Annotated in this window: 33 protein-coding genes; all 33 read right to left on the bottom strand. The window is 69.6% G+C overall.

All coding sequences use genetic code 11. From position 1 onward, the window contains the following. Window positions 1–9: 9 nt before the first annotated feature. Complete coding sequence (locus tag ACL02U_RS12130) at window positions 10–525, bottom strand: hypothetical protein (protein WP_412790748.1); 516 nt, start codon at window positions 523–525, stop codon at window positions 10–12. Continuing rightward, on the bottom strand, window positions 525–1,004 hold the full coding sequence (locus ACL02U_RS12125) for a hypothetical protein (RefSeq protein ID WP_412790747.1): 480 nt from the start codon (window positions 1,002–1,004) through the stop codon (window positions 525–527). Before ACL02U_RS12125 ends, ACL02U_RS12130 begins: the two co-directional genes overlap by 1 nt. Before the next feature lie 67 nt (window positions 1,005–1,071). Then, window positions 1,072–1,404 (bottom strand): hypothetical protein, encoded by a 333-nt coding sequence (locus tag ACL02U_RS12120; RefSeq protein WP_412790746.1) that lies wholly within the window; start codon window positions 1,402–1,404, stop codon window positions 1,072–1,074. Between the two features lie 10 nt (window positions 1,405–1,414). Beyond that, complete coding sequence (locus ACL02U_RS12115; protein WP_412790745.1) at window positions 1,415–1,777, bottom strand: hypothetical protein; 363 nt, start codon at window positions 1,775–1,777, stop codon at window positions 1,415–1,417. Between the two features lie 38 nt (window positions 1,778–1,815). Continuing rightward, window positions 1,816–2,199 (bottom strand): hypothetical protein, encoded by a 384-nt coding sequence (locus ACL02U_RS12110; protein ID WP_412790744.1) that lies wholly within the window; start codon window positions 2,197–2,199, stop codon window positions 1,816–1,818. Continuing rightward, window positions 2,196–2,612: a DUF6093 family protein gene (locus tag ACL02U_RS12105; RefSeq protein WP_412790743.1), complete on the bottom strand. Its 417-nt coding sequence runs from the start codon at window positions 2,610–2,612 to the stop codon at window positions 2,196–2,198. The genes ACL02U_RS12110 and ACL02U_RS12105 overlap by 4 nt, the downstream gene beginning before the upstream one ends. Next, entirely contained in the window at window positions 2,609–3,244 is a 636-nt protein-coding gene (locus ACL02U_RS12100) for a hypothetical protein (protein WP_412790742.1), read from the bottom strand. The genes ACL02U_RS12105 and ACL02U_RS12100 overlap by 4 nt, the downstream gene beginning before the upstream one ends. 16 nt (window positions 3,245–3,260) lie before the next feature. Beyond that, window positions 3,261–3,596: a hypothetical protein gene (locus tag ACL02U_RS12095; RefSeq protein ID WP_412790741.1), complete on the bottom strand. Its 336-nt coding sequence runs from the start codon at window positions 3,594–3,596 to the stop codon at window positions 3,261–3,263. A 54-nt stretch (window positions 3,597–3,650) separates the two neighbouring features. Beyond that, window positions 3,651–4,979 carry a hypothetical protein gene (locus tag ACL02U_RS12090; RefSeq protein WP_412790740.1) on the bottom strand — a complete coding sequence of 443 codons (1,329 nt, stop codon included), beginning with the start codon at window positions 4,977–4,979 and terminating at the stop codon, window positions 3,651–3,653. Between the two features lie 4 nt (window positions 4,980–4,983). Continuing rightward, entirely contained in the window at window positions 4,984–5,172 is a 189-nt protein-coding gene (locus tag ACL02U_RS12085; protein WP_412790739.1) for a ribosomal-processing cysteine protease Prp, read from the bottom strand. Then, entirely contained in the window at window positions 5,169–5,861 is a 693-nt protein-coding gene (locus ACL02U_RS12080) for a hypothetical protein (RefSeq protein ID WP_412790738.1), read from the bottom strand. Before ACL02U_RS12080 ends, ACL02U_RS12085 begins: the two co-directional genes overlap by 4 nt. 61 nt (window positions 5,862–5,922) lie before the next feature. Further along, window positions 5,923–6,924 carry a hypothetical protein gene (locus tag ACL02U_RS12075; protein ID WP_412790737.1) on the bottom strand — a complete coding sequence of 334 codons (1,002 nt, stop codon included), beginning with the start codon at window positions 6,922–6,924 and terminating at the stop codon, window positions 5,923–5,925. Between the two features lie 17 nt (window positions 6,925–6,941). Then, window positions 6,942–8,357 (bottom strand): phage portal protein, encoded by a 1,416-nt coding sequence (locus tag ACL02U_RS12070; protein WP_412790736.1) that lies wholly within the window; start codon window positions 8,355–8,357, stop codon window positions 6,942–6,944. Window positions 8,358–8,394: 37 nt separating this feature from the next. Continuing rightward, window positions 8,395–9,972, bottom strand: a complete 1,578-nt coding sequence (locus ACL02U_RS12065; protein ID WP_412790735.1) for a hypothetical protein — start codon at window positions 9,970–9,972, stop codon at window positions 8,395–8,397. Further along, window positions 9,953–10,141: a hypothetical protein gene (locus tag ACL02U_RS12060; RefSeq protein ID WP_412790734.1), complete on the bottom strand. Its 189-nt coding sequence runs from the start codon at window positions 10,139–10,141 to the stop codon at window positions 9,953–9,955. Before ACL02U_RS12060 ends, ACL02U_RS12065 begins: the two co-directional genes overlap by 20 nt. After that, window positions 10,141–10,605: a hypothetical protein gene (locus ACL02U_RS12055; RefSeq protein WP_412790733.1), complete on the bottom strand. Its 465-nt coding sequence runs from the start codon at window positions 10,603–10,605 to the stop codon at window positions 10,141–10,143. The genes ACL02U_RS12060 and ACL02U_RS12055 overlap by 1 nt, the downstream gene beginning before the upstream one ends. Window positions 10,606–11,089: 484 nt before the next feature. Further along, window positions 11,090–11,446: a holin gene (locus tag ACL02U_RS12050; RefSeq protein ID WP_412790732.1), complete on the bottom strand. Its 357-nt coding sequence runs from the start codon at window positions 11,444–11,446 to the stop codon at window positions 11,090–11,092. Window positions 11,447–11,472: 26 nt separating this feature from the next. Continuing rightward, window positions 11,473–11,880, bottom strand: a complete 408-nt coding sequence (locus tag ACL02U_RS12045; protein WP_412790731.1) for a DUF732 domain-containing protein — start codon at window positions 11,878–11,880, stop codon at window positions 11,473–11,475. 49 nt (window positions 11,881–11,929) lie between these two features. Further along, on the bottom strand, window positions 11,930–12,220 hold the full coding sequence (locus ACL02U_RS12040; RefSeq protein ID WP_412790730.1) for a hypothetical protein: 291 nt from the start codon (window positions 12,218–12,220) through the stop codon (window positions 11,930–11,932). Then, on the bottom strand, window positions 12,214–12,954 hold the full coding sequence (locus tag ACL02U_RS12035; RefSeq protein ID WP_412790729.1) for a hypothetical protein: 741 nt from the start codon (window positions 12,952–12,954) through the stop codon (window positions 12,214–12,216). The genes ACL02U_RS12040 and ACL02U_RS12035 overlap by 7 nt, the downstream gene beginning before the upstream one ends. Before the next feature lie 2 nt (window positions 12,955–12,956). Continuing rightward, on the bottom strand, window positions 12,957–13,403 hold the full coding sequence (locus ACL02U_RS12030) for a hypothetical protein (protein WP_412790728.1): 447 nt from the start codon (window positions 13,401–13,403) through the stop codon (window positions 12,957–12,959). 106 nt (window positions 13,404–13,509) lie between these two features. Continuing rightward, window positions 13,510–13,791 carry a hypothetical protein gene (locus ACL02U_RS12025; RefSeq protein ID WP_412790727.1) on the bottom strand — a complete coding sequence of 94 codons (282 nt, stop codon included), beginning with the start codon at window positions 13,789–13,791 and terminating at the stop codon, window positions 13,510–13,512. Window positions 13,792–13,912: 121 nt separating this feature from the next. Next, window positions 13,913–14,662 carry a hypothetical protein gene (locus ACL02U_RS12020; RefSeq protein WP_412790726.1) on the bottom strand — a complete coding sequence of 250 codons (750 nt, stop codon included), beginning with the start codon at window positions 14,660–14,662 and terminating at the stop codon, window positions 13,913–13,915. Between the two features lie 296 nt (window positions 14,663–14,958). Then, a complete protein-coding gene (locus ACL02U_RS12015) occupies window positions 14,959–15,357 on the bottom strand; it encodes a hypothetical protein (RefSeq protein ID WP_412790725.1) in 399 nt (132 codons plus the stop codon). Between the two features lie 89 nt (window positions 15,358–15,446). Then, a complete protein-coding gene (locus tag ACL02U_RS12010; protein WP_412790724.1) occupies window positions 15,447–15,911 on the bottom strand; it encodes a hypothetical protein in 465 nt (154 codons plus the stop codon). 190 nt (window positions 15,912–16,101) lie between these two features. Continuing rightward, on the bottom strand, window positions 16,102–18,216 hold the full coding sequence (locus ACL02U_RS12005) for an FtsK/SpoIIIE domain-containing protein (RefSeq protein ID WP_412790723.1): 2,115 nt from the start codon (window positions 18,214–18,216) through the stop codon (window positions 16,102–16,104). Next, window positions 18,213–19,457 (bottom strand): hypothetical protein, encoded by a 1,245-nt coding sequence (locus ACL02U_RS12000; RefSeq protein ID WP_412790722.1) that lies wholly within the window; start codon window positions 19,455–19,457, stop codon window positions 18,213–18,215. Before ACL02U_RS12000 ends, ACL02U_RS12005 begins: the two co-directional genes overlap by 4 nt. Before the next feature lie 58 nt (window positions 19,458–19,515). Continuing rightward, window positions 19,516–19,722 (bottom strand): hypothetical protein, encoded by a 207-nt coding sequence (locus ACL02U_RS11995; RefSeq protein ID WP_412790721.1) that lies wholly within the window; start codon window positions 19,720–19,722, stop codon window positions 19,516–19,518. A gap of 95 nt (window positions 19,723–19,817) precedes the next feature. Continuing rightward, window positions 19,818–19,988, bottom strand: coding sequence for a hypothetical protein (locus ACL02U_RS11990; RefSeq protein ID WP_412790720.1), 171 nt, complete (start codon window positions 19,986–19,988; stop codon window positions 19,818–19,820). Between the two features lie 71 nt (window positions 19,989–20,059). Beyond that, a complete protein-coding gene (locus ACL02U_RS11985) occupies window positions 20,060–20,287 on the bottom strand; it encodes a hypothetical protein (RefSeq protein ID WP_412790719.1) in 228 nt (75 codons plus the stop codon). Between the two features lie 179 nt (window positions 20,288–20,466). Continuing rightward, on the bottom strand, window positions 20,467–20,661 hold the full coding sequence (locus ACL02U_RS11980; protein WP_412790718.1) for a hypothetical protein: 195 nt from the start codon (window positions 20,659–20,661) through the stop codon (window positions 20,467–20,469). Then, window positions 20,655–20,825: a hypothetical protein gene (locus tag ACL02U_RS11975; protein ID WP_412790717.1), complete on the bottom strand. Its 171-nt coding sequence runs from the start codon at window positions 20,823–20,825 to the stop codon at window positions 20,655–20,657. Before ACL02U_RS11975 ends, ACL02U_RS11980 begins: the two co-directional genes overlap by 7 nt. Next, complete coding sequence (locus ACL02U_RS11970) at window positions 20,822–21,274, bottom strand: hypothetical protein (RefSeq protein WP_412790716.1); 453 nt, start codon at window positions 21,272–21,274, stop codon at window positions 20,822–20,824. The genes ACL02U_RS11975 and ACL02U_RS11970 overlap by 4 nt, the downstream gene beginning before the upstream one ends. Window positions 21,275–21,426 lie beyond the last annotated feature (152 nt).

Raw genomic sequence — 21,426 nt, 5'->3', positions numbered from 1 at the left:
GCGCGGTCTCTACTTCCCGCCGGTGTGGGAGGCGAGGATCGCGGAGGCGGCCAGCGAGAAAGGGACGCTCGTGGCCTCCCCGTTCACCGACCAGGCGGCCCCGATCAGCTCGTCTCGCTGGCCGTTGTTGAGCTGCTCGAACAGCTCGTCCACCTGTTCCTGCGACATGACCGGGTCGACAGAGGATGCAGCGACCAGCGCGGGCGCCAGCGTGTCGGCGTCCCACGCCTGGTCCTCGGCCTCGCTGGGGTGCTGTGCCACGAGGTCGGACCATGCCTTCGCGCCGAGGGCGCGGAACGTGAACTCGATCTCCGCCTCGCGCATCTTCTCGCGCGCAGCGCTGATCTTCTTGGCGAGTTCCACGCCCGGGTGCTGCTCGGCGATGCTGTTCGGCTTCCACTCCGACACTGCCGCCAGCTGCGCCTCCAGCCGCTCCACCTCGGCGGCCACATCCCCGGCCAGGCAGATCCGCACCGTGTGCTCCCGCGGGCGCGCCTTCTTGAGGATGTCGTTGATGTCGGGCATCAGGCGACCACCGCGGACGTGTTCGGCTCCGCGCGCAGCTTCATCACGCTGGTGAACTTCGCGACCTCGTTCGGGGCCGGCGGGATCGTGTTCCGCTCGCCGCACTCGACCGGGTACACCTCGACGTCCTGAGACGACGCCCACGCGGTGTCGTAGGCGAGGATGCGGCGCACGACCAGGTAGCCCTGCGTCTGGTAGGTGAGCGTCGTCCACGGCAGGTCCGTGGACGCGTCGTCGCCCCGCTTGAACGTGACCTCGGGGCTGTAGCTGCGCCGACCCGCGCGCATGGTCGTGAACGTGGACGCGAGCGAGCTGTTGTCGACGTCGGCGGTCTCCGCGGGGATGCTGAGACCATCGGGGGTGATCCGCTCGGTGAAGTCGCTGCCGGCGTCGAGTTCGGCGACGGTCGGCGCGGAGATGTCGGCGATCGAGGTGACCCAGTACACCCGGGTCTTACCGTCGTTGATCACGTCAGCCATGACGTGGCCTCCCTAGGGGCATGAAAAAAGCCCCGTCAGGCGGGGCGAGCACGGACTGGGATGTGGGTCAGATACGCAGGGCCGCGACGGTCACGCTGGTGACGTCGCTGTAGGTGATGGACGCAAGCCCCGAGTCGGAGGCGTCCGCGAACGGCGTCGGCGGGACGGGGATCATCTGCTCGCCGGACGCGCCCACCGTCACAGTAAGGTCCGGATTGGCGACGCTGCCGTAGTAGTTGCCGGGCGTGGGCAGGGTCACGGTGATCGACGCACCGCCGCCGTTGATGACGTGTACGAAGGTGGTCTTGCCGGGCTTGACCTTGTCGCCACCCGCGGACGCAGCTGCATAGGTCGGGTCGAGCCCGTCGGCGACGATCGCCTGAATGGAAAGCGTGGCCACGAGGAGCCTCCTAGCTGACGGATCGGATCATGTACTGGATGGGGGCGAACCACGTCGGCGGGCTCACGTCGTCATCGCGGATCGCGGGAGGCCCACCCAACTCCTCCGGCCGGAAGCTCATGCGGCCAGCCACGGTGAGCGGCGCGTACAGGGCGGTACGGACCTTGTCGGCCACCCAGAGACAGCGCTCCTGATCCGGGCCAATCGCAGTGACCTGCATCAGCCCGTCAAAGCTCGAGCGCACGTCCGCCAGCGACTCCGACACCGACCGGCCCGGCGACATGTGCACCACCGCATACATGCAGTCCTCCGGCAGCGGGTCAGGAGCTACACCCAGACCGACCGTGAGCCCCTCGCCCTCCAGGGCAGCCACCACCGCATCCCGGTGCGGCAGAACAGCCGGGGCCGCCATCACAGCACCCGGCGGCCCACCGCAGCCGCGATCTGCTCCTCGAATCTGGGCGCCTCAGCAGTGATCGCGCGAGCCCCGTCCATGTGCGGCGGGTTCTTCGACGACCCGTACTCCAGCAAGTTGCCGAGCGCGCCCTGCGGGCGGCCCTTGTCGGGCCCGATTTCGGCAATCGCTCCGCCCGTGAAGTGTCGCATGTCGTAGGAGATCGACGCCGGGTACAGGCGGGCGTGCCGGCCCGCGGAGGCTGCCGCGTTGGCCCGCCAGTCTCGCTTGACGTTGACCGCGCCGCGCTCCACCACTGCACGAACCCGCACCTGCACCTGGGGGCCCGCCCGGTACAGGTCCCGAGACAGGCGCTGCACCTGGCTCACATCCACGGTCATGACCGCTCCTCTGCGATGATCCGCCACGCCGTGGCCGTAGCGCTGTACTGAACGCTCTGCACCCACAACCGCAGGCCAGCCAGCCGCACATCCGGTGACGCCGTCACGTCGACTACATCCCCGGCGCGGGGCCTCTCCCCCGTCGACGGCAGCGCCGTCGACCACGGGATCGTCACCCGGTATTGCCGCAGCCGCAGCTCCTCCTCGCCGGCCTGCACCTGGCTGACCGCCAACTGCGCCGGTTTCACCCGGGCCGTGCCCTCGTAGAAAACGACCGCGGGCCCGCCGGGCACCGTCTGTCCGGTGTCCCGGTCGAAAATGTCCGAGCCCGGCCGGTACATGCTGATCGTGTCGACCATCAGTGCTTCAGCCTCACGCCGGCCCGCAGACAGCGCTGCGTCGAGCGCGGTCACGACGGCGCCACCGAGAACGCGGGCCGCCTGTACGGCCGCAGATCTGACTTGTGGCCTGGGGTGAGAGCGGCGTTGCCGATGGTCTCCGACGCGAACGTGCGCGCGTAGTCGTCGATCGAGATGCTGCGCAGGTTCTCCGGGTTGGACAGGTTCATCGACGCCAGATCCAAGACGACGTCGACGATGTCGTCCGGGATCTCCGCGTACCCGTGCGAGTAGGTGAGCCGCACCTTCGGCGCCCACACGCCCTGCTGCTGCCGCCACGGCCAGCCCATCGTCCGCGTCGGCGCATACCAGGGGTAGCCGCGCGTCAGCTCGTTGCCAAGCCGGGTGAAGTCCCGGTTCTCGGTGAGCGTGGTCTCCACGCTTCCCGGGACGCTGATCTCCACCACGGTCAGCGTGTGCGTGCCATCGACGACCAGCGGGCGCTGCGGCACCGCCAGCACCCGCTCCCCGCCCGGCACCTCGATCGTGTCGTCAGCAACGAGGCTGATGTCCTGCCCGAGGTAGCGCCGCACCCGAGCCGACGCCCGTCGCAGCGCCAGATCGGCCTGCGTCGACGACAGCGAGCCAGCATCGAGCCGCATGGCAGCCTCAAGGTCGGCCACCGTCGCCAGCGAGGAAAGAGCCACGGCGACCGCCCCCTCCTCAGTCCTCGACGAGTTTGCTCAGGTCACGGACCAGCGTGGAACGCGGCTTGTCCCGCTCCTCCTCGGCCGCGAGCGCCTCAGCGGCACGCTCCGGGTCGTCACCGACCCAGGCGAGCACCTCGGCGGCCGTGGAAGCGTCCGCCAGCGAGGCAGGCGCACCGTCACCCTTGCCGCCATCGGCGGGCTCCTTCGGCTCGTCGAGCCGTTCGACCTTCTTCGGGGCGCGCTCCAGCAGCATCGCCGCCAGCTCGCCCGACACCTCTTGATCCTTCGCCAGGCGCACGGACTTGTGCCCGTGGAACACCTTGACGTTCTCGATGACGCGGACGCGCACGAGATCCTCCCTCTGGAAGGCCCCACCCGACCCGGGGCCGGGTGGGGCGTGCGGTCAGTTCGCGGAGTGCTCCAGCATCACCGCGCGCTTGAACAGGGCGCTGTCGCCGTTCGCCAGCGAGTCCGACGGGACGCCGTAGTCACCCACCCACGACCAGGTCGTCGACACGTTCTGCTGGTAGCGGTCCTGCGGCGGACGGACGATCCTCGCGACGTCCACACCCGGGGACACGTTGATCATCGAGATCTCGGGGACGTCGGAAACGCCGGTCTCCCCCAGCAGCGACGCCGGGTTGTCGAACGGGGCGGCGATCAGCGCACCCGACCCCATAACGATCGGGCGGTGCACGGTCGTCGACAGGTCGCTGTACCCCGTGTCCGAGGTCGTCAGGTAGGGCACGACCTCGTTGCGGACCCACACGATCCCGCCGAACACGCCGATCGCCAGGTCCCGGTAGGTCTGCGAGTCCGCGCGCCCGCGGTACAGGTTCTGGAACTCGGTGTCCTCGAACAGCTGGCTCTCGGTGACCGAGTCGATGTGGGCGACGTAGTTGCTGCCCTCGGCCGCCGGGACGTGCATGCGGCGCAGTCGGGCCACCGCGGCACGGAAGTCCGAGAAGGTGATCAGGTCGCCGGCCGCCAAGTTGTAGGCGGTGTCGTTCGACGTGCCCGCCCGCACCGAGTAGGGGGCCTGAGCGGAGATGACCGAGTCGCCGACGACGTCGACACGGGCCGTGCCCAGGGTGAGGACCCGGGTCGAGGTGTTGACGCCGGTCACCGTGTTCGCCACACCGTCGACGGTCACCGTGAGCGGGTTCGACGCCGACACGGCGGTCGGGACGCCGTTGACGAGGACCTGCTCGAAGCCGTCCGTGCTGGCCACCTCGATGCTCGTGTCTGAGGTGCCCGCTGCGGTGCAGTAGGTGCGCCCGCCCGCGTACCCGGCGTAGAGCTTGTTCCGGGACAGCAGGTTGATGGTCTGGCCGGCATGGATGGCCAGCCGGGAGACGTCGTTGAGGTACTTCGACGCCTGCGTCATCGAACTCTGCAGCAGGTCGGTGTCGATGGACTTGCCGTACTGGTCCATGGTGACGGTCCACTGCTCGATGCTGTACGAGCCGGTGGAGGCGTCCGAACCGGTGGTGGGTGTCGGGTCCGGGGTCATGAGCCCGTTCCGGGTCATGATCTTCGTGTCACCCTTGGCGCCCTGCCACGGTTCCACGTCTGCGATCATCGGGAACAGCAGCTCTGGGGCCAGAGACTCGCGGAACATCCCGTCGAGCAGGCCGTCCTGCATGATGGCGCGAATCGCGGCCGGGAGGGTCGACCGCACGTCGTGGCGGTCGAGCCGGAACCACGGCTTGGCAGCCGTCTGTACGGTCATGGGTTTACTCCTCAGTGATGTCGACGGACACGAGGTCCGGGAATTGCTGTGCGACCTGCTCCAGGCCCAGCAGCGCGGTTTGGGTAATGGCACTGACTGCCGCGCAGACCCGTCCGTCCATGAGGTGCCCCTCATGGCCGTCGACCTCGATCGAGGTGCGTCCGCCGCCCAGACGGGCGCGGATACGGATCACCGGCGCAGGCGGACGCCGAATTCGGCGAGCTTCTTGCTCAGCTCGTCGCGGGACGCGTTGCGGTAGTCGGCCGGCGGGGGATCCTTGCGCACCCCCTGCGACGGGTCGGGCTTCGGACCGGGCTTCATCTCCGGGCCCGGTGGCTGCCGCTTCAGGTGGGGCTTGCGCTCCAGCAGATCGGCGAGGTCCGACTGGATCGCCTCGGTGTCGATGTCGCCGGAGTCGTCCGCGTACCGGGACAAGTCCAGGAACGCGGCGGCGTCCTCCGGATCGGCGAACTCGGCGGCCGCGGCCTTCACCTCGGCGCGTACCGCCCGTGCGGTCGCCACCTCGGCGCGTTTCGCCGCGGCCTCCGCCCTGCCGGTCACCTTCTCCAGCTCGGACTTGTCGCGGTCCTCGAACTCGGCCACCTTGCGGGCCAGCTCGTCGGCACGCTTCTTCTCCTCGGCCGCCGCCTTCTTCGCCGCCGCCCGCTCGGCCTTCATCTTGTCGAGGGCCTTCTTCCCGGCGTCGCCGAGCTTGTCGGCGCCCTCCGGGTCCCGGTCGCCCTCGGGCTCCGGGTCCGGATCGCCTTCCGGCGCCGGGTCCGACTCCGGTGGATCCGTGGGTTCGGGGTCGTCGTGCCTGTTCAGCCGGAACCAGTCCGCGCCCTGGGCGGCAGACAGCCAGCCATGTCGTGTGCTCTGCACAGTGATCTCCATTGCGGAGTAGAAACCAGGCCACGCCTTGCGCGCAGCCCTTCAAGATCGGCTAGCCGATGTAGCCGAATCGCCGCAGCATGCGGATCGCTTCATCCCTGCTGTCGGCAAGCCTGTAGATCGATTCGGGCAGCAGGCGCGGTGTCCGCGTCCGGAACTGGCGGCCGATGTTCGCCGGAACCTGCCCTGCGGCAATCGCCCGCGCCCGTTCCTGCCGATAAAACGCGCCCCGCGTTGTCGCGCCCTCACGCGTCGCCCGCAGCTTCCTGCCGTAGGCATCCGCGGTGTACATGCCGCGCCGGGCATTCACCACGCTGGTAGGACTCGCCCCATCACGGATCGCGCGCGCACCCGCCACGGTGAACACCCGATCCTGCTCCGAGCGGGACAAGCCGTTGAAGTACGCCTTCGGATCGAACGCCCCCGCGTGATGCCGGCCGCGCGCCACCAGCAGCGCCGGCATGTGCACGCAGTCACAGCGAGGATGCCGCTGAAAGCCGGCATTCCAGCCGTACTCCTTGCCCGCCAGGATGATGCAGCGTGCGCATGCGGGAGGATTCACCACCCGGATGTAGCCGCGGATCATCCGGTTCCCGGCGATGCTCGCACCGGCCGCTGTCCGCCCGGCATCCATCACCTCGGTCGCCGCCATCCGCAGCAGCTGCTCCAGCCCCCGGAAGAGGGCCTCCGTGTCCGACAGCCCGGCCGCGATTCCCTGCTTCGTCGTGATCACCGGCAGATACAGCAGCGACTCCAACGGCCTTCCGTCCGCCGCCCGACCCGCGAACATCGCCGCCCGCAGCGCCCCCGCAGGGTCCGACCGGCCGCCCTGCGCAGCCACGATCGACTCCACATACGGGTCCGCCCGGGAGGCGGCAGCCACCTGACCGGCTACCACCGCCTCCACCACCCGCGGCCCCACCAGGTCCACCCACGACCCAGTCAGGTCCCTCCGATCCAGCTCCCGCCACAAGGCCTGGACCCGGTCCGCCGTGCGCCGCGCCAGCGACGTCTGCGCCACGTAGTAGGCCTGCGCCAGCTCGGTCGCCGACATACGCGCCGGAGCCGTTGTCATCCCGCACTCGCAGGCTCAGGGGCTGGCGCCGGCTCCTGCGGGGCATCCAACTGTCCACCAGGCGGCTTCGGCCCGTCCAACGCCGAGAAGTCACCTGACATGATCCGCGTCATCGCGTCCTGAGCAGCCTGAGCGTCCTCTTCCTCCATGCGGGCGATCTGCGCCTGCGAGTAGCCCATGTCCTCACGGGTCTGTCGCAGCGGCACGATCTTCGCCGCGAACAGCTTCGTCGCCGCGTCCGCCCTCTGCGCCACCGTCGGCGTCGACGCATCCCGCCACACCGTCTCCAGCGACAGCACCTGCGGATCCCACACGCCGTCACGGATCCGCAGCACCAGCCGCATGACCTGCTCCCACGCCTCACCCCAGTCGCGCTGTTTGCGCTCCGCACGCTTCACCAGCCGCGACTCGCTCGAGCGGATCGCGTCCGCCGACGCGGGGTTCTCCGTGGCGTAGCCGAGGAAGTGCGGCGGCAGACCAGCCAGCGAGGCGACCAGCCGGGCAAGCTGGTTGATCGTCGAGTGGAAGTTCGCCAGATCCGCCTCAGGGAACTGGATGACGTCCGCGCCGTCCTCCTTGCGGTTCTTCTCCGTCGCCCAGATCCGGCCGATGATCCGCGAGAACGCGGACACCGTGCGACCCTGCGCGTCCTGGAAGTCGTCCTCACCGAACCCGAACGCCACCCGCCTCGGAGTCGCGTGGTACTCGGCAGACACCATCATGTCCGTGGCGATCTTGCAGCAGGCGTCCGACAGCGATATCACCGACTTGAACTCCGACACCCCGCCCGACTTCTTCAGCCGCGGACGATTCGCCAGCACCACCACCGGCACCTCGCCCAGGCTATGCACATCCCGCTCGCGCTCAGGATCCGGAACCCACTCCCCGCGATCCTTCACCCACCACGACGTCACATCCGGCAGATACAGCGTCGCGTAGTCCACGTCAGCGCCGTCCGGACCGTCCTCGCACCAGCGCTTCACCGCAGCCACCACCGCGCCCGTGCGCGGGTCATGCTCAGCGAACACATCCAGAGCACTCTCAACCGTGATGACGGGCGTGGCCGCATCGCCTTCACGCGCGCCCACGATGACGTAGCTACGGCGCATCACCAGCGCGTCCAGATGCCCCTGATGCGACATAGCATCCAGCCGATTCGCCTGCCAGATCCGCCACAACTCCTCGTCCGCCTCCGCCTCCTCAGGGAAACGGAACCCCTCGACATCCAGGCGCTCCTCGATGGAGTCTGCGACCAGCTGCGGCCAGTTCACCACCACCTGGCGGACCCGCTCGTCCATCTCCGCCTGCAGCTCCGGCGCCAGATACGACAACGGCTGCTCGCCCTCGTAGTACGAATCCAACAACCGCAGATCGCGCTTCTCCTTGTCGTGGCAGTCGATCAGATGCTTCAACCACTGCAGCTCAGTGCGCTCCACAGCCACCTCGCTCTCACCGCAGGATCAGCATCTTCGACTTCTTCCGAGGACGGGCCTGACCGGCCGCCACCGCATCCCCGGCCGCCTCGTGGGCGAGGATCGAACACATCCCGAGGTCGATCTTCTGAGACTCGGACGCCTTCTTCAGCAGGTAACGGCCCGCCGGCCGGGCCGCCTTGCGGGCATTGCGGATGTGCTGCCCAGTCCACGGACAGCCGTCGTGCCGGAAAGGCGAGTCCTTCTTCGTCACGTCCGTGGCCAACCGCTCGGCCGCGCTGTGCGTCTGCGCAATCCGGTTCGTGTACCAGCGGACGACGACCTTCTCCCCGTACCGCTCGGCGAGCGCGTCCGCCTCGCTCTCCCAATACGGCGGATCCAGATAGGCGCGCAGCACCCGGAACGTCGAGAACACCTCGTCGAACGCGGCCATCACCTCCAGGCGCGGCACCTGGCCGCCCCAATCAGCCGGATTCCAAACCGTCGGCCGGGCGTCCGGCCCGTAGGTCGGGGTGAACTGGTAGCCGTCCAGCGTCTCTAGCCGGATACCCGTCCAGTCGTCGATGTCCGAGCCGTCGAACCCCAGCGTCACCGCGGTGCCCGGCGCGACCTCGCGCAGCTCCCGCCGCAGGTCCCAGCGGTCGCCGTCGATGTAGGCGCCCGTGCCGGCCACGATCCGGTTCAGGTAGAACCGCTCCGCCTGCGCAGGATCCTTCTCGGCGATCTCGACCAGTTCGCCGTCGATACGGTCCAAATCCACCCATCCACCTACGAGCACGGAAGAGTCTCCGTAGGCGTGCCGCAGGGCCCTGTGCCGCTCCCGCTTGTTCGCCAGCGACACCGGCGGCGGTACCCGGTGATCGCGGTGCACGTCCTTCACGTGCGCCTCCGCGGTGCGCTGCGCCACGGACTGCTCCGACGGATCCCACGCGTTCGTGGTCTCCACCGCGCGGCCACCCGTTCCCGACAGGTTCCGTCGCTGCGTCTCGGCGAGCTTCCAGCCGCCATTCGCCTCGACCCACGAGTGGGTCTCGTCCTGCACCGCGAACGTGATCCGCTGACCGAGCCGGGCTCGGCCGGACGACGTGACCGGCTCGATACGGCCGCCGCCCGGTACGTTGATGCGGGTCTCGCCCGTGTCCGGGATGACGTCCGCCAACGGCCCCTCATTGATCATCGGGACGAGTGCGCGATACACGTTGTCGGTCTGGTCCTCGGACGTGGCCGCGATCTGGATCCACGGGGTCTCCCAGCGGCGACCGACCGGCTCACCGTCCGCATCCCAGCCGGCGAACCGGACCGGCCCATCCGCCTCCGCGCACACCATCGCGCACGTCAGCGGGCCCTTGCCCCACTTCTGCGGGCGCACCAACTGGCTGCGCCGGTAGTGCCACGCCGAACGCCAGCCGGCCTCCATGGCGTCCTCACGAAGCCGGTAGTGCCAAGCCAGGAAGCGCCACATCTCGTCCGTCAGCAGGTACGGCTCGCCGATGTCGTCGCCGTCCGGGATGACGCAGTGCGCCTCGATCCACTCACCCACCAGCCAGCCGAGCGTGGGGAACTCGCCCGGATGGTCAGGACCCCGCCAAGGCATTCGCTGGCACCTTGCTCAGGTCGACATCGCCCTCAAAGATCAGGACATGCTCAACTCCCAGCATCTCCTTCAGGCGCACCGACAACTCGACGAGGCTGTCGACAGCATCACCGTCAACGTTCGAAAACACCAGAACGTCACCGGGTTCCAGCTTGACCAATTGAGCCATCACGGACCTCCGGCAACTTCGGTGTCGACCACCCTCAGCCGCTGACGCGCCGTCCTCTTCCGGCCCGCACTCGTGCGCTCCTGCCGCTGCTCGGCCACCTCATCGGGGGCGACCTCCCAGCGCAACCGCAGCATCGCCAGAGGCGTCAACCCCAGCCTGTCGCCGAGTTGCCGCGCCTCCTTCGACGCGTCCAGGTCGCCCAGTTCCGCCTTCACCTTCCAGCGGACGTACTGAGCCACCTCCCGCGTCCACCCCAACCGCTCCCACGCAACCGCCTGCGGCGTCGCCCACAGATCCCGCCACAACTCCGCCTCCAGAGCTGCGGAAGCCTCGATCTGCCGGTCCAGCACCGTCGCCGCCGACTGCGCGGCATCCAGCTTCCGCTGCACCGAGGCCCGCTGGCGCCCTTGCAAGTCCGGCTCCAGCAGCTGGAGCTCGTACTCGTCGGCCTGCCGCCGCGCCATGTCCCTCTGAGTCGTGGCAACCACATCATCGATCAGCGGCCACTTCGGAGGCTCGCCCTGCCGGCCCCCCGCGGGCAGCCGAGTCATAGCGACCGTGGCGTTGCGCCTACGTCGCTCCCCGGCCGGCTTGGGAGGAGGTCCCATACCTGCCATGAGTGATCATCTCCAAGTGCCGTTGCGGCACGTCAGCGCCCGCCGTTGCGGCAAGCGCACAATTCACGCTGCGTCACCAAGCCTCAAGATCACGGCCCGCCCAGACCCGTACCCACGGCGGGCCACCTCCCCGGCGGTCCGGGCGAGATCATGATCAAGGTTCCCTCCCCCGGGTGATCATGACCTAGCGTGACGATTCAGAGATCATCGATCTCGGATCGACAGCACTCAGTCACGCCGCTCGCCGAGACGACCAGCGAAGCCAACGACATCGCTGATCGACTGGCTTCGCCAGCGCATCAACGCTGTTCAGCAGCGCGCGCTACGCGCCTCACGCGTTCCAGCCTCCGGGCTGATGCCTGGCTGTCTCCCTGCTGTGGCAGGGACCGCACAGTCCCCGACCGTGCCGCGGGTCATCAGGGTCGAGGCCTTGGGCTTCGAGCTCACGCCGGCTGAGCGGGTGATGGTCGGCGTGCACGCTGGGCTCCCGGCCGCACAGGGTGCACACGGGGTCGCGGGCGAGGACTGCGGGCCGGAAGCGCTTCTCGTGCCGACTGCCGTAACCCCGCTGCCGTGCGCTTCCCCGCTGCTGCTCGGCGACCTTGCGGTGCTCGGGGCAGCGTCCGCCCTGGGTGTACTCGGGGCAGCCCGGGACGGTGCAGACCCGCCACCCGCTCCGTCTGCCCATCGCGCCTCCCCTTGAGGCTGGCCCGGTCAGTACGTGGGGCAGATGTGCGTATGCGCCACCGCGATCAGCTGTTGCGCCTCGTCGGTGGTCGCGGTCCATCCGTCGTAGCTGAGCCGGGCGGCCATCTGGTCTGCCTGCCGGGCTGCGGCGACGTCTTGGTGAATGGCTTGGCAGGCATCCCGTCCGGCAGCGATGAGGGAGGTATCGCTCCACATTTCGCTGGTGATGGCTGGGTCGATGGCTCGCGCAGCGGCGAGGTAGGCGGCGCGGTCCTTCCCTGTGGGGGCCGGGGGGATGCCTGCGCTGGGGTCGATGCCGAGGTCTGATACGCCGATGGTCGGTGTGGCGTCGGGGGCGGGGCCTTCGCTTGTGCTGGAGCATCCGGTCAGGGCCAGGACCGTGATGAGTGGCAGGACCGCGGTTCTGATTCGCATCGGCCTAATGTGGCAGCCCCCGCAGCAGTGGGGAAGCGGTTCGGCGGCTTCAGCTGATGCTGAGTACGCCGGCCAGGCGGACGATGTTTTCGGCGCCGGCCGGGTCGAAGGTGATCCAGACGCGGTAGTCGCCGGCGGTGAGGGTGAGGGCGCCGCCGTCGGGTCCGATGAGGAGCCGGGCGTCGCCGCCAGCCCATTCGGCGGTCTGCCATTCACTGCCGGACGGGTTGTCCCGGTGCGCCACCACGGCGATTTTGACGGTGGTGCTGCTGAGGTCGGTGCCGTCGGTGGCGGTGACGGGCACGTGGACGTATTCGGTGGAGGAGGCGGGGATCACCACGGTGCGCCTACCTCCCACACGCTGTTCTGGGGTGCGCCGACCGTGTAGGGGGCGCCGTAGGGCGCCCCGATGGTCACTTCGATGTCGAGGCCGGCGCTGGCCGAGAGGAGCGGCCGGGCGGTGTTGGCCTCGACTGCCGTGCCGAGGACGGCAGCCTTGGCGCCGGTGAGGGGCTGCGCGGTCTCAACGGACGCCGCGGTGGCGAGGGCCGCGCCTGTGGTGACGTCGGCGGCCGTGAAGTCGTCGAACGCGACGGCTGCGGAGGATTCGCTGCGGATGCCGACGCTGGTTCCGGTGGGCACGTTGGTGTCGGTGACCGTGACGCGTTCGACGCCGTTGACGTAGCCGCTGATCGTCGACCCGACGGCTTGGACTTTGGCGATGTCGCCGGGCGAGGCCGCCACCGCGTAGGTGCCGATGGCGGTGAAGCTGCCGCCGACCACGCTGAACAGGTCCCAGCTGGTGCCGTCGTTGCGCCACAGGTAGCCGCTGCTGATGTTGCTGTTGCCGCGACACCAGATGCCGTGACTGACGGGCCCGGTGGCGGCAATCGTCACCTGCGCGTAGTTGTCGTCGCTGGCCATCGCTGCGGCGGCGCGCAGGATGATCGTGCCGCCTGCCGCGCCTGGGGAGAGCTGCTGGGAGACGATCGACCAGTCGCCGGACACCTCAACCCAGCCGGAGCCCAGGTTGGTGGAGTCGGCCCGGTTGAAGTTGTCGCTGAAGGCGGCCACGGCTACGCGCTGGAGCTGGCGCGGTACAGGTCCGACACGGTCAGCGTGTAGTCGTTGCCGTCCGGCGTCCAGGCGAGGTCGTGTTTGGTGAGCGGGATGAGGTCGGCGTCGGTGCCGGTGGTGGTGTCGGGGTCGTAGCAGACGACGACGGCTCCGACGGCGTTGCCGGTGGGTGCGGTCCAGGTGACGTCGTCCGTGTCGACGGCGACTCGGTCGTTGGTGTCGTCGATGGTGACGGTCGCGTTGGTGAGTGTTTTGCGGCCGATGGTGGTCTGTTCGGTGCTGGTGCCGGCGAGGATCGCGGACAGGGTGTCGTAGTCGCGCATGACGGCGTCGGTGACGAGGCTGCTGCTTTCCAGGGGCACCATGATGAGGGCGTCGTTGGCGGCGGGCAGGCTGGCGTAGTAGGCCACGCGCCCGAGGGCTGCGTTGAAGACGATGTCCGCCATCTCGGGCTCCTCTCAGGTGCACTGCCGGCTGCTGTTGTGCCGCGGTCCGCCCGGCCGCGAGTGCGGCCGGGCGGACGTCCCCTGCACCGCCACCAGGCAGGAGGTCTCAGGCGGCCCGCGTGTGGGGGCCGCGACTGTTGGCGGCGGGGTTGGTGGGCGTGTACTTGGCTCCGCCTGCTGCCGCTTGTCGGACGGTGGGGAGGTGGAAGTACTGGTCGGCTTCACCGTCGAGCACGGGTTCGATCTTGCCTCGGGTGACCCAGACGCGGATGGTGCCGGGTTTCACGCCGGCCGCGCGAGCGGCTTCCCACAGGTCGCCGAGTTCGTCGCCGCCGTCGAGTTGGGCAATGTGGATGTCGAGCCCGTCGGGGTTGGGGTAGGCGACCATGGCACCTCCCCGTAGGTGCGCGAAAGCCCCCACCGGTGTGTTCACGGCGAGGGCTTCAAGGACGTGATGTGACTCGTGTGCCACGATCAAGACCTAGGGTTACAGCTTCGACGGGTTTTCGTCAAGCAGCTTGACTGTCGGAGTTGCGTTCTTCCGCCTCGGCGGCGGCCCTCTGCTGCATGGCGCGGAGTTGCCGCCACTCGTGCTCGCCTTCCCAGGCTTCGCCGCAGGCCGGGCAGCGGGTTCGGGAGCTGCTGGCGCTGGCGGTGAGTTGCTGCCCGCATCGGTTGCCTTCGATGACGGAGGGGCATAGGCCGATCTTTATGCGGCCGGTTTTCGGTTTCCCTTCCAGGGTGTTCTTGCAGGTGATGTGGAGTTTGCGGATTTCTTCGATGTCCTGGCCGATGGACTCGTAGCTAGAGCATGCCCACAGCAGGTTGTTCGCGATGAATCGGACGTGGGCGTGTATGTCGGCGGCGGGGTTGGAGCGCCAGGGAGCGAAGACGCGGATGTCGTCGTGGCGGGGTTCGATGCTCCAGCCGAGTGCGGAACGCCACGAGTCTTCGATGGCCTGGAGGCGGGTGGTGATTCCGCCGGAGCTGATGAGGTTGAGGGCGTCGAGGCGGGGCGGGATGGACGGTGTGCGGGTGCCGGAGTTGCTGGCGCTGGTGCGCTTGGATCCGCGTGTCAGGTTGGCGAGGGTGTCGAGTTTCCGGTAGAGGTTGGGCAGTTCGGCGAGGCGGCGGGCGGTTTTGTCTTCGCAGGGGCGGCATGCTTGCCGGTCGAGTTCGTCTGCCCACAGGTCGTTTCCGCATGCGGCGCAGGTGGGCCACTGGTAGTCGTCGGCGGTGGTGTTGGGCTGGTGGTGCATGGCGGCTCCTGGCGGCGGGAGGCGTGATGCGTCTGCGCCAATGGTGGCATGCGGGGTTGACAACGCTGCGGGCATGAGCAGGGCCCCGATCCCGGGCAGCGGGACCAGGGCCTCACACATGCGAGCGGTCAGGCGTTGGTGGTGTCTCCCTGAGTGCCGATCGCTTCTACTCCAGACACGAGGCCGCGCATGGCAGGTCCGGCTACAAACGTGGGTGCCCATCCTGCTGTGACGAATCTCAGGGCTGTCTCATAGCTCGGCCCCACCTATACGGTCCTGCTCAACGTGGGACTCGGTCATGAAGCCTCGTTGCTGGGCGGAACCAGCCGGACGAAGTTGAGGCACTCGGTGGGGTCGTCGGCGAACCCATCGGTGCCCACGTCGACGGGCCGAAGGCTGCCGTCAGCCAAGGTGAGCCAGGCGGTCAGTGGGATCCGGTACTCGGCGCTGTCGTCGTCCTTGTACACGACCTGCCATCCAGCGGCCGGGAAGGCTGCGGTCACTGGCGGATCCACGGGGACGACGTCGTGGAAGTTCCGCCATCCGTTGGCTCGAACGAGCTGGCAACCATCGCGCCCGACGACGAGCGGATAGCCGTCGTCGTCCCAGGCGATGACCGCTTTGGTCGTGTAGTGGATACGGCCGTCCGACTCGTGCCGGTAGCGGGCTTCGTGAGGCTGGCTGGCGGGGATCACGGTGACTCCTGGTCTGTGGTGGCTGCCGGAGAGGGCAGCAACGGGAGGACGGTTGCCTTCCTGACGGCGGTGGGTTGAGGGTACGGGGCCTACTGCTTGTTGGTGTTCTTCACCGAGATGCCGGTGTTCTTGACGTCCACGTGCCGCTGGTCCTGGTGGACGGGCCCGTTGTAGTGGTGGTGGTGCTCGCCGGGCAGCACACCCTTCGCCCGCCGCAGCAGGCTGCTGACGGCGAGGATGAGCGCGACGGGTGCGGCGGCGCCGATGGCGAGCGCGGTCGGGTCGACGTGCCCGAGCGTGTACAGCACGAGCGACGTCATCCCACCGACCGGGATGGAGGCCGCCCCGCCGGCGAGCAGTATGACGCTGGTGTCGGTGGCACGCTGGCTCATAGGCGGCCGGCCGGGCTGTGCGACGGGCGGAGTGCTGCCGTAGGCGGGGGCCGGGTTGTGGTCGCGGTAGCTGGTGGCGAAGTCGGCGATGATGTCGCGGGCCGCGGCGGCGGCCTCCTCGTCGGTCATCGCGGGCTGGGCGGGGCGGGTGTCGGCGCTCATCGGATTCTCCGGGTGGGTGGGGTGTGGCGGGTGGACAGCGCCTGGACTGCGGCGCGTTCGTGCAGGTGGGGGCGTGGACAGAGCCGGGACAGCGGGGCCTGAGCGTGGACGGCGGTGTCCGGGCTCGACTCCCCTGCGTCCAGGCTGTTCCGGGCACTGTCCAGGCCCCATTCCACGGTCAAAGCAGGATCTATCGGGCGCCGTGGAGGTCTTCCAGGCGGTACCCCATCGACCGGCCCCCGTCGGCGGTGGGCACCTTCACCGCGTCCACCGACACACCGGCCTCCTCCAGGCCGGCCGCCAGGGCGCGGCCGACGCGGGCGTTGTATGCGGCGTCGCTCTCACTGCCGGCTCGCGCGTACTGGGTGTCGACAGCGGCGAGGTGCGCGAACACCTCGGCCCGAGTAGCGACCCCGCGCCCGGTCGCCGACGCGGCCTCGATCAGCCGGTCCAGCAGGTCCGGCTCGGCGGCCTCGGGCAGGGTGCCGGCCTCCCGGCGCAGCTCGTAGGCGCGCTGCACGATCGCGGCGACCTCAGCGTCTTCGTAGTAGTGCCCGCGGGCCAGCTCCGGTTCGGCGCCTTCGCCGTCCATGTAGATGCCGACACCGCGCTGCGACTTGAGGATGTCCTGCGCGTTGTGCCCGGCCGACGCGTACCCCTTACCGAGGATGGTGTCGGAGGCCTCCGGGGTCATGCAGCGCATCGCCCACCGGATGGAGAGGATGTCGCGGATCCCGGTCGGCACCGAGTCACTGTCGGGCTTCTGCGTGGCGGCGAGGGTGATGACGCCGAGCGCACGGCCCTGCTGCACGATCAGCCGCAGCAGCCGCTCGGCCTCCTGCCGCGTCTTCTGGTCGGCGGCGGCACCATACGACGACCACTCGTCGACGAGGAGCACGGCAAGGCAGACGCGCGGGTCGACGGCGGCCATGGCTTCGGTCAGCTTGCGGGAGCCGTGCTCTTTGGCGAGCGCCCGCCGCTCCTTGATCTCCACGTCCCAGATGTGCTGCAGGATTTCGAGGAGCCGTTCGGGGTCGCCGTCGGTGTCGTACATGGCGGCGATCGGCTCGAACGGGGTGACGTCCGCGCCGGCCTTGCCGTCGGCCAAATACATGCGCACGGTCGGGTCGAGGGCCGCGGCAAGCAGCAGGCAGTTGGCTGCCGACGACTTGCCCGATCCGGGCTCTCCTCCGAACAGGCCGGACCGCTCCACCCACGACGTGGACACGTCCTCACCGCGCAGGTTGACGCCCATCGGGATGGGCCGCCACAGGCTGGTCTTCTCCACGTCGAGGAGGGGTCCGGTGGGGGGCTTGATGGAGAACGGCAGCTTCAGGGAGACGCGGAGGTGAATGTGGTCTTCGCGGGTGCCGCGGACTTGGTGGATCTGCTGCGCGGACACACCGAATGCGTTGGCGAGGCCGTCGCGGGCGCCGAGCGCCTTTTTGGCGGGGATCCCGGACGGCAGGGCGAAGGTGGCCTGCCAGGCTTGGCCGTCGGCGGTGAGCGTGCACGGCGTGAGCAGGCGGAGCGTGTCGTCGGGGCCGATGACGCGGGCATCCTGGTAGGCGCGGTTGAGCATGGTCTCGGTCATGCGGTCGCCGTCGCCGATCTTGGCGTCGCGGTCGGACCAGAGTTCGCCGGTGCTGGTGCGGCGGCCGACGAGGGCGAGTCCGGTGAGGGTGAGGCCGGTCGCGATGAGCCCGCCGGGGCCGCCGCCCATGTACAGGCCGGCGCCCTCGATGGCGGCGAGCGGGGTGAGCGCTGCGGTGGCACGCAGGGATTGCAGGGTGCGCGCGTCCTTGCGGGCCTTGCGGTACTTGGCCATGGCCCGTTCGGAGTCATCGGCGGCCCTGTCCAGCTCCTTGGAGAGTTTGCTCTTGGCGCTGCCCGGCATGAGCCGCTTGCCGTTGGCCCACTGCGCCTGCCGGTATGTCTGGTGTGCGCGGCGGGCTTCGTGCTTGGCCTTGGCGACTTCGGTTCCTTCGACGCCGCGGATCCAGACGGTGATGCGGGCGGCTCCTCGGTAGATCTGTGCGGGCTGCCCGTGTTCGGTGGTCTGCCGGCGGAGCCAGCGGCGCCAGCCGCGCAGGGTGTTGACGCGGCCGACGCCGGCACGGTTCTTCCATCCGGCGGGGGTTTTCGTCCAGGCGGGGGTGAGGGGTGTGTCGCCGATCGGGTCGGCGGGCGCGGTCGCCACCGGCGACGGGCGGTCGCCGGGCTCGGCGGGGCTGTTGAAGTAGCTGGCGACGACCCGCTCCCACTCCGGGTCCCGGCCGCCACTCGGGGTCGTCTCGATGCTCACTTCTCGTCCTTCTTCGCGGCGGTCTGCTTGGCGGTGATGGAGGCCTGGCGGCTGGCGCCGGGCGTGTACTTGACGTCGCCCTTGGTGCGCACACCACGACGCGTGGGCGGCTTGTAGACGCGCGGCTTCTTCACGCCGGGCACTTGCGACGCACGCTGCGATGTTGATCCGTTGACGGGCCGCCTCTCACGGGCCGCGGCGACCCTGGCTTCGGCGCCGTTGCGCATGCGGATGATGTCCGCGGACTCGTTCGGGTCGGTACCCTCGACGTCGCGGTAGGCGCGCTTCCACACGGCCTCGGTGACGTTCGTCTCGCCGAGCGCTGCGGCGAGCCGCTGAGCGTGCTCCCACACCTTCGGGAACTCCTTCGCGCGCGCCTCCGCGAGCTGCCGGCGGGCCTCGGCCGCGGCCTTGTCGGCGGCCTCCTTCTCCTCGGCTCGACGCAGCTCCTCGGCGGCCTTCGCGGCGGCTTCCGCGCGGGCGGCCTTCTTCTGCGCCTTGCGCTCGCGGCGGGTCAGGGCGCCGTCCCGCTTGCGGATGCGGCCGTGCTCGTGGAGGTCCCACACTCCAGGGCCGGCGATCGACGCGAACGCGGTGCCGATCGCGGTGGCGGGGTCGAACGCGTTGAGGCCATGCCACAGGTTGATGCCCGCGGCGATGAACGCGAGGATCCAGGCGATGAGCCGGTAGTGCCAGTGCGGGCGGTGGGAGGCGACCGCGGCGGCGGCGCCCTTGAGGACGACCCACGCGCCGCCTTCGAGCATGAGTGGCGCGGCGATCAGCCAGGGTGCGTGCGGGCTCCAGAATGCGGCTACCTGCACGGGCAGGGCGACGATGGCGCACACGGTGTAGAAGCCGAGTGCCATGTGCCGCCACTTCGTCTCGGCGGCGTCGATGTCGGCTGCGGTCTGCCGTTCTGCCCTCTGCTGCTCGGCTGCCTGGCGGCGTTCGTCTTCGCGGGCGCGGGTGATGTCCTCGCGCTCCTTCTCCGCCTTCTCGATCTTGGTGAGCTGTTCGGCCTGTTCGCGCTTGAAGCGCAGGGCGGACCGCTCGTTTGCGATGCGCTGCTTCTCGTTCTCCAGGCGCTGCTCCTCGGCCTTTTCGGCGGCGAGGATCTTCTCGGCCTCAGCCTCTCCCTCGGCCTTGATGCGCTGGGCGTCGGCGTTGGCTGCGGCTTCGGTCCGGATCGCCTCCGCCCGGGCCAGCGCGACCGGGTCGAACCGGGGCTCGTCGGGTCGCATGGTGCCGTTAACCCTTTCGACGGATGTGGCGGTCACGGTGGATCAGTCCCTTCGGGTGTCAGGCGGTGGGGCGCGGGCTGGGCTGGTGGCGGAGTCCGGCGATGACGAAGCCGGCGATCCAGGCGGGTCCGGGGATGACGGCGGCGATGACGCCGAGCCCGGCCACGGCGAGCACGACGGGCGTAGCGGCGGCCGGGATCAGGCCGACAAGGATCAAGTAGGCGATGGCCAGCGGCCAGCGGAACTGCCGGAGCTTGCGGAGCATGGCGACCTCTTCCGGGTCGGTGGCGGACAGGGGTGGCTGGTCGGTTCTCCTTGCCGCCCGGCTTTGGAGTCGGGCCGGGCGACGCGGGCAGCCGGTCAGCTGAGGCGTTCGACCTTGACGTCGAGGTCGCGCGGGTCGGTCTTCGCGGCCTTCACGCGGCGATCGAGGTCGGCCTGGCTGTAGACGGTGATGCTGTCGCTGGTCCCGCCGAGCGGGTTGACCTTCTGGCCGGTGCGGCTGCTGGCGGTGAACTTGAACTTCGGCACGAGATGTCCTCTCAAGGGGTGTGAGTGCCGGGCGCGGCAGGGGGATGGACCGCGCCCGGCGGATCAGGGGGTCAGGCCGCGGCGGGCAGGTGCAGGCCGCGGATCTCGTCCATGAGCGGCGGCTCGCCGGGACGGGCCTGGTCGTACACGGCGATCTGGTGGGCGATGTAGGCGCGGCCGATCAGGTCGCTGCCGGCGGCGAGGTAGGTGGTGATGAGGTGGGCGCGGACCGCGGTGTCGGCCTCGTCGGCGGCCTCCTCGAACGGCCCGCCGGTCGGGATCAGGGTCAGAACGGACATGGTCGTGTCCTCTCAAAGGGGGGGTGGCGATTTGGGGTGGCGTGGGAGGCCGCGGGCGGCGGGACGGGGGTCGGAAACCGCCACCCGCGGCCGATCAAGGGGGTGCTACCTGGGGCGGGAGGCGCTGCGCCGGTTCGCCTCGGCGACCTTCTCGTGCATCTTCTGCCGCTCGGCGTCCGTCACGACTCCACCTCGCTGCACTCGTCGATGACGTCGAGCAGCTGGGACAGCGCAACCTCGAGCCGGCCGATGGTGCGGGCCATCTCCCGCCCGTCGGACAGGTCGAGCTGCTGCGCCCGCGACAACTCCTCGCGGGCCTTCTCGACCCGGTAGCGGGCGTGGCCGGTCAGCGGGTAGCGAGTCACGCTCACCACCCCCGGATCTTCAGGGCGCGGCGGCGGGCGGCGGGGTCGACCGGCAGCGGCGGCAGGTCCGGCGTCGGCTCCGGCCGGCGCACGTAGGAGGCGAGCTCGTGGGCGCGGCGGTCGGCCTCGGACAGGCCCGGCTGCGTCGGCGCGGGGCGGGTGTCGGTGCTCACGCGGCACCGCCCATCTCCGCGATCAGGTCGCGCACGGCGGCGAGGCGGGCGGGCGGGTCCTGGCCGGCGGGGACGACGATGGTGCGCCCGTCGCCGACGGTCGGGTCGTGCACGGCCTTGAGTCGGGCCCGCAGCTTGGGGTCGAGGGTGCTGGTGTCCCACTCCTCGATGCGCAGCTGATGCTCGGCGAGGAGGGCGGCGAGGGTGTCGCGGGCTTCCTGCTCGTCGGCGAGGCGCTCGAACTCGGTGAGCCGGGTGCGGGCCGCGGCGATCATGTCGCGCAGGCCGGCGGGCGATACCTCGGCGATGTCGGACAGGTGCGGGTCGGCGGAGGCGACGAGGCCCAGGCGGCCGGACTCGTCGTCTGCCATGACCTCGGCTTCGAGGGTCAGACTCACCGCCCGCTCGGCGGGAGGTACGGCAGTAGGGATAGACTTTCGCTCATCCATGAGGGGACCTCTCAACAGTTCCTCGTGGTAGGGCCGGCCTGCGATGTAGGAGTCGCGGTGTCCGGCCCGATCTTCATTTGTGCGGCGCCCGCGGACTGGGTCCGGTAGGAGTGAGCGCGCTTAGTAAGCCGCAAAGCTGTTGGCTTTGCGTC

This window comes from Streptomyces sp. MS06 (genome assembly GCF_047200655.1).
Taxonomy (GTDB): domain Bacteria; phylum Actinomycetota; class Actinomycetes; order Streptomycetales; family Streptomycetaceae; genus Streptomyces.
The sequence above is the reverse complement of the archived record's forward strand: the minus strand, read 5'-3'. Positions and strand labels throughout refer to the sequence as shown.